At 72.5% G+C, this 12182-nt stretch carries 13 protein-coding genes; 11 read left to right on the top strand and 2 right to left on the bottom strand.

Annotated elements, in window-relative coordinates:
- Positions 1-24 precede the first annotated feature (24 nt).
- On the bottom strand, positions 25-201 hold the full coding sequence (locus LT971_RS16580) for a DUF7563 family protein (protein ID WP_425293285.1): 177 nt from the start codon (positions 199-201) through the stop codon (positions 25-27).
- A gap of 335 nt (positions 202-536) precedes the next feature.
- Here LT971_RS16580 and LT971_RS14535 point away from each other — a divergent pair, with 335 nt between their 5' ends.
- Positions 537-773: a DUF8593 domain-containing protein gene (locus LT971_RS14535; RefSeq protein WP_237007669.1), complete on the top strand. Its 237-nt coding sequence runs from the start codon at positions 537-539 to the stop codon at positions 771-773.
- 104 nt (positions 774-877) lie between these two features.
- On the opposite strand, the gene LT971_RS14540 is transcribed toward LT971_RS14535, so the two are convergent.
- A complete protein-coding gene (locus LT971_RS14540) occupies positions 878-1618 on the bottom strand; it encodes a hypothetical protein (protein WP_237007670.1) in 741 nt (246 codons plus the stop codon).
- A 143-nt stretch (positions 1619-1761) separates the two neighbouring features.
- On the opposite strand from LT971_RS14540, the gene LT971_RS14545 reads away from it, so the two are divergent.
- The 10 genes from LT971_RS14545 (at position 1762) to LT971_RS14590 (ending at position 12177) form a co-directional block, all read left to right on the top strand.
- Positions 1762-3177 carry a hypothetical protein gene (locus LT971_RS14545; RefSeq protein ID WP_237007671.1) on the top strand — a complete coding sequence of 472 codons (1416 nt, stop codon included), beginning with the start codon at positions 1762-1764 and terminating at the stop codon, positions 3175-3177.
- A gap of 158 nt (positions 3178-3335) precedes the next feature.
- On the top strand, positions 3336-3911 hold the full coding sequence (locus tag LT971_RS14550; RefSeq protein WP_237007672.1) for an acyltransferase: 576 nt from the start codon (positions 3336-3338) through the stop codon (positions 3909-3911).
- Positions 3908-5026 (top strand): DegT/DnrJ/EryC1/StrS family aminotransferase, encoded by a 1119-nt coding sequence (locus LT971_RS14555; RefSeq protein ID WP_237007673.1) that lies wholly within the window; start codon positions 3908-3910, stop codon positions 5024-5026. The genes LT971_RS14550 and LT971_RS14555 overlap by 4 nt, the downstream gene beginning before the upstream one ends.
- Positions 5027-5034: 8 nt before the next feature.
- Positions 5035-5991 carry a Gfo/Idh/MocA family protein gene (locus tag LT971_RS14560; protein WP_237007826.1) on the top strand — a complete coding sequence of 319 codons (957 nt, stop codon included), beginning with the start codon at positions 5035-5037 and terminating at the stop codon, positions 5989-5991.
- On the top strand, positions 5988-7391 hold the full coding sequence (locus LT971_RS14565; RefSeq protein WP_237007674.1) for a nucleotide sugar dehydrogenase: 1404 nt from the start codon (positions 5988-5990) through the stop codon (positions 7389-7391). Before LT971_RS14560 ends, LT971_RS14565 begins: the two co-directional genes overlap by 4 nt.
- Complete coding sequence (locus LT971_RS14570; protein ID WP_237007675.1) at positions 7388-8164, top strand: polysaccharide deacetylase family protein; 777 nt, start codon at positions 7388-7390, stop codon at positions 8162-8164. Before LT971_RS14565 ends, LT971_RS14570 begins: the two co-directional genes overlap by 4 nt.
- Positions 8161-9219, top strand: a complete 1059-nt coding sequence (locus LT971_RS14575; protein WP_237007676.1) for a DUF354 domain-containing protein — start codon at positions 8161-8163, stop codon at positions 9217-9219. Before LT971_RS14570 ends, LT971_RS14575 begins: the two co-directional genes overlap by 4 nt.
- The gene (locus LT971_RS14580; protein WP_237007677.1) at positions 9216-10166 is read left to right on the top strand and encodes a polysaccharide deacetylase family protein; all 951 of its coding nucleotides are present in this window, start codon (positions 9216-9218) and stop codon (positions 10164-10166) included. Before LT971_RS14575 ends, LT971_RS14580 begins: the two co-directional genes overlap by 4 nt.
- 41 nt (positions 10167-10207) lie before the next feature.
- Entirely contained in the window at positions 10208-11215 is a 1008-nt protein-coding gene (locus LT971_RS14585) for a lipid II:glycine glycyltransferase FemX (RefSeq protein WP_237007678.1), read from the top strand.
- Between the two features lie 2 nt (positions 11216-11217).
- On the top strand, positions 11218-12177 hold the full coding sequence (locus LT971_RS14590) for a glycosyltransferase (RefSeq protein WP_237007679.1): 960 nt from the start codon (positions 11218-11220) through the stop codon (positions 12175-12177).
- The last annotated feature ends 5 nt before the right edge of the window (positions 12178-12182 follow it).

Consider the following 12182-nt stretch of genomic DNA (forward strand, 5'->3'; position numbering starts at 1 on the left):
GCAGAACGAACACCCGAGTGCCGGTCAGCCGGTCCAGGCGTGTCTTGCGTCGACGCTCCCTCCCGCGTTCGACGCTGCGCCGTCGTCGAGCTCCGCGTTCGGCACACACCGCATACAGTTGTGGACCGTGTCTTCGTTGTCCCCGAACACCTTTGCGAACTGAACTGTCACGTGGCTCCCGCAATTTCTGCACTGGGGCATCGTAGAACAACGGATGGCCCACTGATTTGGTTATACACTCCCCAACTCGCCACAGGTCGGGATTACGGCGTGTGCTCGGCCTCCAGCGCAGTCGCTGACAGCGGCTATGACGGCCGTTCCTGCCGTCGTCGGCCCAGTCTAGTGCCAGTATAACGAAAGCGGAGCCATCCGTCGACAAAGACGCCCCTACCCGAGACGCGACCCGAGTCGGCCCGCCCGGCCGCCGAATCCACAGACGGCGGCCGGAAACCCCTCGTGAGCGGTGCGTAGCAGCTCTATTACTATGCTGTCGGCTGGTCTGGGCTTCTCTGTGGCCGCAGGGCCGCACATTCACAATGGCACGACCATTCAGAGACGGCGACACGGGCATGGATGTCCTGAGCAGCGACGGGGAGAAGATCGGGACCGTTCAGGAGGTGCACGGGGACACGGTACACGTGAAGCCGGAGCACGGCATCGCCGACAGCATCCGGCAGCGGCTCGGCTGGGAAGACGAGTCTGAGGACATGTACGCGCTCTCTCACGACCGCGTGCGGCAGTTCTCCGGGAACGAGATCCACCTGAAAGACTAGTCGCTCTCCCCGGGCCACTGCACCCACGGGCGGCATCGCTACGCGCGCCTGCGGGGATACCGAACACTCCACTTATCGGTCGAGCGCCACCGACACTCGAATCGTCAGCAGCTGGCGACTTCGTTCTCGACGCCGTCGAGGTGGCTGAAGCCGACGACGGCGACGACGAGTTCGCCCCGAGCGGCGAAGCCGGCGAGCCGCCGCCCCATCTGTCGCTCGCGAACGCCGTCGAGGACGCGGGTGGCGGGCGGCGGGTCGAACGCGCGCAGCAGGGACGTGCTGCGGCTGACCCGAGAGGCCTCGTGGGACGCCTGCTCCCCGGGGCTGGCGTCCTGTGGACAGTCGTAATCCTGGGTGCGTTCGAAGTCGCCGCCGAGCCACCCCGGCGGCACGCCGGCCGCCTGGAGCCGGCCCCGGGCGGCGTGGACGCCGAGCCGGCCGAGGCCAGCGAGCGCCGACGCCACAGTCCGGACGTCCGGCCGCTCGTCAGCGACCACCGACGCCAGCGACCGTAGCGTCCCGCGGCCGGGGGCGTCGACCCCGACGACGGCGGCGTCGGCTGCCGCGGCGTCCGCAGCGGCGGTCATCTCGCCGCCAGCCCCGTCCGTGTCGGTGAACGCAGGCGTCAGTGCGTTCGGCGCCTCGAGGGCGACAACGTCGGGGTCGAGCGCGTCGACGACCCGGCGTGCCCGAGCGACGCTCGCGGGGTGGTCGTGAACGACGCCGAGCAGCACCACTGGGTCCGGGGCGTCGTCGACGAGGCGGACGTAAGCACCGTCAATTCGGGGGTCGGTGTCGGCGAGGCCGTCGAGCCGTCGCCGGAGTTCGGCAGTGTCAGTCGTCACGGTGGCGGGTGGTCGGGTATCCGACCGTTACCTGCGGTATTGGCCGGTGCTACTTACGTTGCCCGGCGCCGTAGGGTCGTCCTACTCGCCACACTCCCGCCGCATAACTAACAGACGCGGCTGTCTGCACGCAGACGACACTCATGCGCCGGCGAAGGTTCCTGGCGACGGTCGCAGCGGCTGCCACAGTCGGGCTCGCCGGGTGCGGCGGCCGCGAGGACGACGACCCGCCACCGCCGGGTCCGGGGCCGCACGAACAGCCAGAGGTGCCGGCACGGACGACGGGCGAGGAAAGCCGGTATCCGGCAGCCATCGCTTCCGAGTGGGGGTTCGACGAGGTCGTGAACCTCGGCACGGAGGGCGCCGACCAGACGGGCGCGCGGGAGACGGCGGACTACTTCGAGGACCACCTCCGGGACGGCACGCTCGTCTACCTGCCGCCCGGCCGCTACGAGCTCGGCCGCACGGTCAGCGTCAGCGACGCGTCCACGGGAATCGTCGGCGAGAACGCCACCATCGTCCCGCCAGACGGCTACGACGGCACGCTGTTCGCGCTCGGCTACCCCGAACCGCTCTCCGAGGTCCTGATCGCGGGGCTCACCTTCGACTTCCGGGCCGAGGACACGGGCGCCCGGCCGCTGTTCGCGATGGCGGACGACCGCATCGTCGCCCGGGAACTCGACGTCCGGGGGCGCATCGACGTCGGGCAGGACCAGCTCCGGTTCGACGTCACCGAGCCCGACGGGACGGCGCGCGTCGAGAACGTCCGTCTTCCGGACGGCGGGGTCCCGGGCACCGGCGTGACCGGCATGGAGGTCGGCGACCAGAACCACGGCGACCTGGCGTTCGTGGACTGCCACGTCGCCGGGTTCCCTGACAACGGCCTGTACGCGAACCCGCCCGAGGGGGAAGTCTCGGTGCTCGGTGGCTCGTACCTGAACAACGGCATCTCGGGCGTCCGCATCGAGACGAAGGACGCCAGCGTCGTGCGCGGCGTCCACGTGCGCTGTGACGATCGCAGCGACGCCGGCGAGAACATGCGCGGCATCCGGCTGCGGAGCGGCGAGAGCCTGCTCGTCGAGGACTGCCTGGTGGAGATGCTGGAAGTGACTTCCAGCGACGGCGGCATCGTGTTCTCCTCGGAGCTCGGGTCCGCGACCGTCCAGAACTGCCAGGTCAGGGTGGACGCCGACGACGTCAACGCCGTCCGCATCAAGGCGCCGGGCGACAGCACAGCCGAGGACGCCCACCACGGGCCGTTCCGCTGCGAGAACGTCGTCGTCACCGGCGAGGCGACCGGCGGCGCGGCCGTCGCGGCGGCGAACCGGCGGGGCTGCGAGTTCGCGAACCTCTGTGTCCACCAGCCCGGCGACGACCGCGACGGCATCGTCGCCGAGGACGTCACCGGCGAGGTCCACGACTCCTACGTCTCGGTGACTGGCGACCCGCTGTCGTTCACCGGGTCGGCCATCTCGCAGCGCAACGTCACCGTGAACCGCGACCCCCGGGACGCCGACAGCGCCGTCGACCGCTGGTGTTCGCAGCCGTCCCGGGAGTGACCAAGGCGACTGCTAACCCCGGCAAACGCGTCCATAACAATGCTCCGACGCTGGCATGCACCGACAACCGCCACTGCGGTGTTCACAATGCAGGATTACTCACAGCCGTCGAGGGGGGAAACGAACGGACAGGCACGCCGGACGTCCGGGGGGCGGCGATGACCGGTGCCGGAACGCGGCCGACTGGCGTCCACCCGGAGGCGACGCTGGGTGAGGGCGGCGCCGGTGACCCGACGATCGGCGCCGACCCGACCATCCGCAGCGGCACCGTCGTCTACGCCGACGTGACCATCGGCGACCGCTTCACGACCGGACACGGGGCGGTCGTCCGGGAGGCGACGACCATCGGCGACGACGTGCTCGTCGGGACGCACGCCGTCGTCGACGGCTCCTGCCGGCTGGGCGACGAGGTCAGCCTCCAGACGGGGGTCTACCTGCCGACGGGGACGACCGTCGGCGACCGCGCGTTCTTCGGGCCGCACGCCGTCCTGACGAACGACCCGTACCCGCTGCGCGAGGAAGCGAGTGAGCTGTCGGCGCCGACCGTCGAGGCCGACGCCTCCATCGGCGCGAACGCCACCGTGCTCCCGGGAGTGACCGTGGGAGAGCGCGCGTTCGTCGCGGCGAACGCCGTCGTCACTGAGGACGTGCTGCCGGACACGCTGGCCGTCGGCGCGCCGGCGCGTCACGAGCCGCTGCCGGAGCGACTCCGGGGAGGGAACGATTCGTCGTGATTCCCATCGCCGACCCACAGCTGGGCGCCGCCGAGCGGGACGCCGTCTGCGAGGTGCTGGAGGACGGCCAGCTGGCCGACGGCCCCGTGGTCCGCGAGTTCGAGTCCGAGTTCGCCGACCACACCGGCGTCGAGCACGCCGTCGCGACGACCAACGGCACCACCGCCCTGCACGCCACCTTCGAGGCGCTCGGCGTCGGCGACGGGGACAGGGTCGTGACGACGCCGTTCTCGTTCGTCGCGAGCGCGAACGCCGTCAGGCTCGCCGGCGGCACGCCCGTGTTCGCCGACGTCGACCCCGACACGCTCACGCTGGACCCGGACGCCGTAGCCGACGCCGTCGCCCGCCACGACAGCGTGGCCGCCATCCTCGCCGTCCACCTCTACGGCACGCCCGCCGAGATGCGGGACCTCCGGGACGTCGCCGACGACCACGGCCTCGCGCTCGTCGAGGACGCCGCGCAGGCCCACGGCGCGACCCACCGCGGCGAGCCCGTGGGGTCGCTGGCCGACGCCGCCTGCTTCTCCTTCTACCCGACGAAGAACATGACCAGCGGCGAGGGCGGGATGGTGACGACCGACCACGACGCCGTCGCCGAGCGCGTCCGCCGGTTCGCCGACCACGGCCGCACCGAGGGGTACGCCCACGCCGACCTCGGCCACAACTTCCGGATGACGAGCCTGTGTGCCGCCATCGGGCGCGCACAGCTCCGGCGGCTGCCGGCGTTCAACACCGCGCGCCGCGAGCACGCCGACCGACTGACCGAGCGGCTGGCCGACACGCACGTCGAGACGCCGACCGAGCCCGCCGCCGCCACCTCGGTCTACCACCAGTACACGGTGCAGACCGACTACCGGGAGAACCTCCGCTCGCACCTCGCGGACGAGGGCGTCCAGACCGGCGTCTACTACCCGACGCCCATCCACGAGCAGCCCGCCTACGACGACTTCGAGGCCGACTGTCCGGTGGCGGAGCGCGCGGCCGACCGGGTGGTGTCGCTGCCCGTCCACCCCGGCCTCGACGATGCGGACGTCGAGGCCGTCGCCAGCGCCGTCGAGTCGTTCGACGCGACCGTGCTCCCCGAGACAGCCGAAGCCGGCGAGGTGTCCTCGTGACCGACCCCATGCCGGTCGGCGTCGTCGGCGTCGGGAGCATGGGCCGCAACCACGCCCGGGTGTACGACGAACTCGACGACGCGACGCTCGTCGGGGTCGCTGACGTCGACGCCGAGCGCGCCAGCGAGGTCGCCGACGCCCACGCCACCCGGGCGATGGACACCCCGGACCTGCTGGACGCCGTCGACGCAGTCTCCGTCGTCGTGCCGACGCCGTACCACGCCGACGTCGTCAGCGACTGCATCCACGCCGACGTGCACGCCCTGGTCGAGAAGCCGTTCGTCGGCGACGTCGCCACCGGCCGGGAGCTCGCCGCCGCAGCCGACAGCGCCGGCGTCACGCTCCAGGTCGGCCACGTCGAACGGTTCAATCCGGCGGTCCGCACGGTCGCCGAGGTGGTCGAGAACCTCGATGTGCTCGCCGTCGACGCACAGCGCCTCGGCCCGCCGCTGGACCGCGACCTCGGGTCGAACGTCGTCCACGACCTCATGATACACGACCTCGACGTGGTGTGTGCGCTGCTCGGGGACACCCCGGACTCGGTGACGGCGGCCGGCGGCCACGACGGCCAGTACGCCACCGCCACGACGACGTTCCCCGGCGGCGTCGTCGGGTCGTTCACGGCGTCCCGCGTGACCCAGCAGAAGGTCCGCCGGCTCGCCATCACCGCCCGCGAGTGCCGGGTGCTCGTCGACTACACCGACCAGTCCGTCGAGATCCACCGGTCGTCGGCGCCGGAGTACGTCGCCGGCAACGGCGGGTTCCGCCACCGCACCGAGAGCGTCGTCGAGCGACCGATGGTGGACAACGGCGAGCCGCTCGCCCACGAGCTCACGGCGTTCCTCGAAGCCATCCGGGCCGGCTCCGAGCCCGTCGTCTCCGCCGAGGACGGCCTGCGCGCGCTCGAACTGGCGACGCGGATCGACGACCTCGCCAGCCGGCGGCCCGCGGAGGTGACGCCGTGAGCCGCGCGCTGTACGGCGCCCGCGCCGGCGAGGAGGTCCAGCGCGGCTGGCTGCGCACCGCCGACGTCCCGGTCGCCGTCTACGGGCTCGGGAAGATGGGGCTGCCGCTGGCCGCCGTCTACGCCGAGACCACGGGCAACGTCACCGGCGTCGACGTCGACCCGGCGGTCGTCGACACGGTCAACGCCGGCGACTGCCCCGTCGAGCGCGAGCCCGGCCTCCCGCAGCTCGTCGCCGACCTCGTCGGCCGCGGCGCGCTGCGCGCCACGACGGACGGGCCGGAGGCGGCCGCCGAGGCGAGCGTCCACGTCGTCATCGTCCCGACGCTCGTGGCGGACGGCGAGCCGGACCTCTCGGCGGTCGAGTCGGTCGTCGCCGACGTCGCCGCCGGCCTCGAAGCCGGCGACGTGGTCTTCTTCGAGTCCACGCTCCCGCCCGGCGCCACCGACGACGTGCTCGTGCCCGTGCTCGCCGAGCAGAGCGGCCTCGACCGGGACGCCTTCGGCGCGGCGGTGTGCCCGGAGCGGACGTCCAGCGGGCGCGCGCTCGCCGACGTCCGCGGCACCCACCCGAAGGTCGTCGGCGGCACCGACCCCGAAGCCACCAGAGTCGCCGAACTCGTCTACGGGGAGCTCGTCGACAACGACCTCGTCCCGGTCGCGGACGCCCGCACGGCGGAGGCGGTGAAGGTCTTCGAGGGGCTCTACCGGGACGCCAACATCGCGCTGGCAAACGACCTCGCGCGCCTCGCAGACGACCTCTCGGTGGACGTCAGGGAGGCCATCGACGCCGCCAACACCCAGCCGTACTGCGACATCCACACCCCGGGGCCGGGCGTCGGCGGCCACTGCATCCCCTACTACCCGTACTTCGTGCTCGGGTGGCTCGACGGTGACGCCCCGCTCGTGCGGACAGCCCGGGAGGTCAACGACTCGATGCCCGGGTTCGTCGTCGACCGGGTGGCCGAGGGGCTGGCAGCGCGCGAGCGCTCGCCGGCCGCAGCAGACGGCGGCGACCCGGATGGCGGCGAGGCAGGCGACGGGGCGGCCCTCGCGGGTGCGAGTGTCGCCGTGCTCGGTCTCACGTACCGGGCGGGCGTCCGGGAGACACGTGCCAGCCCCGGGGTCGCCGTCTGCGAGCGCCTCGCCGAGCGCGGCGCGACCGTCCACGCCGCCGACCCGCTCGTGGACGCCGGCGACGACGTCCCCGCCAGCGACGTGGCAGTCGACGACCTGCCCGTGCTGGACCTCGACGCCGCTGTGCTGGCGGCCGCCCACGACGAGTTCGACGCCGTCGACTGGCGGGCGTTCGACCCCCTGGTCGTCGTCGACGGCCGGGACGCACTGGACCTCGCCGGCACCGACCACCGCCGGTACGTCGTCGGGAGGGGATGGCAGTGACCGACGAGTTCACGCACGCCGCGTACGCGGAGCTGCTGGGTGCGCTCGCGGACGCCGGCTACGAGACGCTGACCGTCCGGGAGTACCTCCGCGCCGGCAGCCTCCCGGAGCGCTTCGTCGTCCTCCGCCACGACGTCGACCGGAAGCCCCGCCGTGCCGAGGCGCTCGCCCGCCTCGAAGCCGAGTTCGACGCCTCGGCGTCGTACTACCTCCACCCGAGCGCGTTCCGGGAGGGGCGGGCCGAACGGCTCGTCGACCTCGGCCACGAGGTCGGCTACCACTACGACGACGTGGCGACCACCCGGGGCGACCTCGATACCGCTCGCGCGCTGTTCGCGAACAACCTCCGAGTGTTCCGGCGCGCCTGCGACGTGGCGACCGTGAGCCCGCATGCCGCCGCGCTCTCCCAGCACGACAACACAGTGCTCTGGCAGCGCGGGCCGTCGTTCGAGGAGTTCGGGCTGCTCGGCGACGCCGACCGCTCGGTGGACTACGTCGACCTGTCGTTCTTCTCGGACGCCGGTCGGACGTTCCGGGAGCGGCCCGCCGACCGTGCCCGGTCGCTCGGCGAGCGCGACCAGCCCACCACCGCCGAGACGGCCAGCGACCTCGCCGCGCAGTTCCGTGCCGGTTCGCCGGCGCGAGTCTGCGTGCTCACGCACCCCTGCCGGTGGACGAACTCGCTGCCGGCGCGCGTCGTCTCCCGCTCCCGGGACCGGGCCGCGACGCTCGTCTACCGGGGCGCGACGCTGTTCGGCGGGCCGGAGGCATGACCCAGTCCACCGACTCGGCGCCGCTGTGCGTGCTCGTGGACGTCACCCACCCCGCGCACGTCCACCTGTTCCGGCACGCCGTCAACGCCCTCGAGGCCCGGGGTCACGACGTCCACGTCGCCGCCCGCGAGAAGGACGTGACGACCGACCTCCTGGACGCCCTCGGTCACGAGTACGCCGTCTGCTCGGCGACCCGCGACGGCCCGCTGGCGCTCCCCCGAGAGTGGGTGTGGCGGGAGCTCACGCTGTACCGGTACGCCCGCCGCGTCGACCCGGACGTCGTGCTCAGCCACCTGAACCCGGCGGCGGCGCACGTCGCGGCGGCGGTCGGCGCCGAGAGCGTCGTCTTCCACGACACCGAGATCGCGGACGCCGTCGAGCGGTACACGCTCCCGTTCGTCGACACCGTCTGCACGCCCCTGGAGTTCTCCCGGGACCTACCGGGTGAACACGTCCGTTACGCGGGGTTCCACGAGCTCGCGTACCTCCACCCGGCGCGCTTCGAGCCCGACCCGGACGCGCTCCGGGAGGCCGGCGTCGACCCCGGCTCGCCCTACTCCGTGGTCCGGCTCGTCTCGATGGACGCCCACCACGACACCGGCGCCGACGGCTTCCCTCGGGAGGCGGTCCGTCGGCTCGTCGACGGGCTCGCCGACCACGGCGACGTCTACCTCTCCACGGAGGGCGCGCTCCCCGCCGAGTTCGCCGACCACGACCTCCCGGTCGACAGCCACGAACTGCTTGACCTGCTGGCGTTCGCTGACTGCTACGTCGGCGACTCCGGGACCGTCGCGACGGAAGCCGGCGTGCTCGGCACTCCGGCCGTCCGCTACGACCCGCTGGACGCCGACCTGGGGAACTTCGACGCGCTCGCCGACTACGGGCTCGTGGCGTCCACGACGGACCCCGAGGCGGCTGTCGACCGCGCGCTCGAACTCGCCGGGGACCCGAACGCCGGTCGGCGGTGGGCGCGTCGCCGCCGCGACCTGCTGGCCGACAAGGTCGACGTGACGGCGTTCGTGGTCGCGCTCACCGAGGAGGTGACCACTGCGTGACCGCGACCGACTGGCAGCCCGACGGCGACGGCGAGCGCCCGGTTCCCGACGGCCACGAGTTCGCGCTGCTGCTCACCCACGACGTCGACCGCCCCTACAAGACCCACCAGTCGCTGTACTACGCGCTGACCGAGCCGGGCCGGCGGCGCCACCACCTCCGAGACCTCCTGCCGGGCCGCAACCCCTACTGGCAGTTCGACCGGGTGCAACGCATCGAGGACAAGCTCGGCGTCCGGTCGGCGTTCTACGTCCTCGACGAACAGCGCCTCCTCGCCGACCGGCCGCCCCGGGAGTGGCTGTCGATGGACGCGTGGCGGCTGTACGCCGGCCGGTACAGCCTCGACGACCCCCGGATTCGTGGCGTCCTCGCCGACCTCCGCGACGGCGGCTGGGAGGTCGGCCTGCACGGCTCCTACGAGTCGTTCGACGACCGCTCCCGGCTCCGCCGCGAGAAGGCCCACGTCGAGGCCGTACTCGGAGAGTCGGTCCGGGGCGGCCGCCAGCACTACCTGAACCTCGATGTCCCTGAGACGTGGCGCCACCACCGCGCGCTCGGCCTCGACTACGACGCCAGCCCCGGCTCCAGCAGCGAGGCCGGGTTCCACCACGGCCACGGCGTCCACCGGCCCTTCGACGACGAGTTCGTCGTCTTCCCGCTGACGCTCATGGAGACGGCCCTCCCCGACCCCGGCGACGACTACGACGCGGCGTGGGCCGTCTGCGAGGACCTGCTCGTCGAGGCCCGCGACGAGAGCGCCGTGATGACGGTGCTCTGGCACCCCCGGTACTTCACCGATCGGGACTTCCCCGGGTACGCCGACGTCTACCGCGACCTCGTCGCGTGGGCGCTCGACGAGGACGCCTGGGTCGGCTCCCCGGCGGCCTTCTACGACGCCGCCGGCCTCGGCGAGCGGCGGGCCGAGGAGCCCGCCGCCGACCCCCCGTAGTCGGCCCATAACGATGGGGGTGCCACGCCCCTCCAGTGGCAATGGACGTCCGGGAACTCACGCTCGACGAGTGGGCCGACGCGCTCCCCGATGCGGGGTTCGAACTGTTCCACGCGCCCGAAGCCCTGCGCGTGCTCGACGACCACAGCGCCGGCCAGCTACGGCTGTACGGCGGCTTCAAGGGCGACCAGCCGGTCGGCCTGTTCCCGGTGTTCGTGCGCGAACAGGCGGTCGGCCGCGCCGTGCTGTCGCCGCCGCCCGGTCGCGGCGTCCCCAGACTCGGGCCGCTCGTGATGCCCGCGAGCCCGAAACGCCGCAAGCGCGAGAAGGTCAACGGCCGGTTCGCCGAGGCCGTCCTCGACGAGCTCGACGTCGACGACTCCCTGACGGTGTTCCGGGCGGTCTGCCCGACGACGTACCCCGACCCCCGCCCGTACGTCTGGTCGGACCTCGACCTCGACACGTCGTTCACGTACCACCTCGACGTCGACGGGGACACCGACGCCCTGCTGTCGTCGTTCTCGAAGAGCCTGCGGCGCGAGATCCGGGACGCGAAGGACCTCGACGTGTCCGTGCGGGTGGACAACGACGAGGGGCCGCGACGGGTGTTCGAGCGCACCCGCGACCGCTACGCCGAACAGGACCGACCGTTCCGGCTGTCGTGGCCGTACGTCGCCGACCTGACTGACGCGCTCGCCGACGCCGACCGCTGCCGGACGTACGTCGTCGAGGACGCCGACGGCGAGTTCCTCTCCGGGATAATCGTCCCCTACAGCAACGACGCCGCCCACTACTGGCTCGGCGGCGCGCGCACGGTCCACGACGGCGTCAGCGTCAACAGCCTCCTGCACTGGCGCATCGTCGAGGACATCGCCGCCGGGGAGCCCCGCGAGTCGGTCGACACCTACGACCTGATGGGCGCGAACACCGAACGCCTCTGTCGGTACAAGGCGAAGTTCGGCGCCGACCTCGTCCCCTACTACGGCATCGAGTCCGGGGGCGCCGCCACGACGGCGGCGAAGACCGCCTACCGGCTGGTGTCCCGGTAGTGGTGGCCGTGCGCGTCCTCAATCTGGTGACGACGCCCCGGTCGCGGTTCTTCCGCCAGCAGGTCGCGTCGCTCGGAGAGCGCGGTGTCGAGGAGACCACGCTCGCCGTCCCCGGCCACCACGAGTACGGGTCGGAGAACGACGGCCGGAACGCGCTCGACTACGTCAGGTTCCTGCCGGCGGTGCTCCGGTACGCCCACCGGGAGTTCGACCTCGTGCACGCGAACTACGGTCTGACGGCGCCCCACGCCGTGCTCCAGTCGACGGTGCCCAGGCTGGGGGGGCTGCCGGTCGTCGTCTCCCTGTGGGGGTCGGACCTCGCGGGCCGCTACGGCACCGTCTCCCGGCTGGCGTGCCGGTTCGCCGACGAAGTCGTCGTGATGTCGCCGGCGATGGCCACGGACCTCGACCAGCAGTGCCACGTCGTCCCGCACGGCGTCGACCTGGAGCTGTTCGCGCCCGAGCCGGCCGCGGACGCCCGGGACCGCCTGGGGTGGCGGGCCGACGCCAGCCACGTCCTCTTCCCGTACCCCGAGGGCCGCGCCGTCAAGGACTACCCCCGCGCCCGCCGCGTCGTCGACCTCGCACAGCGCCGCACGGACGACGACCTCGTCCTGCACTCCGTGCAGGGGGTCGCCCACGAGGACATGCCGACGTACTACAACGCCGCCGACGCGCTCCTGTTGACCTCCCGCCGAGAGGGCTCCCCGAACGCGGTCAAGGAAGCCCTCGCCTGCGAACTCCCGGTGGTCGCGACCGACGTCGGCGACGTCCGCGAGCGCCTCGCAGACGTGTCCGCCTGCCGCGTCTCCGACGTCGACACCGAACTCGCCGACGGGCTCAACGACGCCGTCACCGTCGGCGCCGCCCCCGACGCCCGCGAGGCCGCCCGCGAGGTCAGCACGGACCGCTGTACGGACCGCTTACTGGACGTCTACCGGGCGGTGGTCGACGACGCCTAACGGCG

The sequence above is a fragment of the Halobacterium rubrum genome, assembly GCF_021729015.1.
GTDB lineage: Archaea > Halobacteriota > Halobacteria > Halobacteriales > Halobacteriaceae > Halobacterium > Halobacterium rubrum.

What these genes read in the sequence shown, in the direction of transcription:
- LT971_RS14535 (WP_237007669.1), top strand. Translation starts at nt 537, where the DNA reads ATGGCACGACCATTCAGAGACGGCGACACGGGCATGGATGTCCTGAGC.
- LT971_RS14585 (WP_237007678.1), top strand. Translation starts at nt 10,208, where the DNA reads ATGGACGTCCGGGAACTCACGCTCGACGAGTGGGCCGACGCGCTCCCC.
- LT971_RS14545 (WP_237007671.1), top strand. Translation starts at nt 1,762, where the DNA reads ATGCGCCGGCGAAGGTTCCTGGCGACGGTCGCAGCGGCTGCCACAGTC.
- LT971_RS14560 (WP_237007826.1), top strand. Translation starts at nt 5,035, where the DNA reads ATGCCGGTCGGCGTCGTCGGCGTCGGGAGCATGGGCCGCAACCACGCC.
- LT971_RS14575 (WP_237007676.1), top strand. Translation starts at nt 8,161, where the DNA reads ATGACCCAGTCCACCGACTCGGCGCCGCTGTGCGTGCTCGTGGACGTC.
- LT971_RS14550 (WP_237007672.1), top strand. Translation starts at nt 3,336, where the DNA reads ATGACCGGTGCCGGAACGCGGCCGACTGGCGTCCACCCGGAGGCGACG.
- LT971_RS16580 (WP_425293285.1), bottom strand. Translation starts at nt 201, where the DNA reads ATGCCCCAGTGCAGAAATTGCGGGAGCCACGTGACAGTTCAGTTCGCA.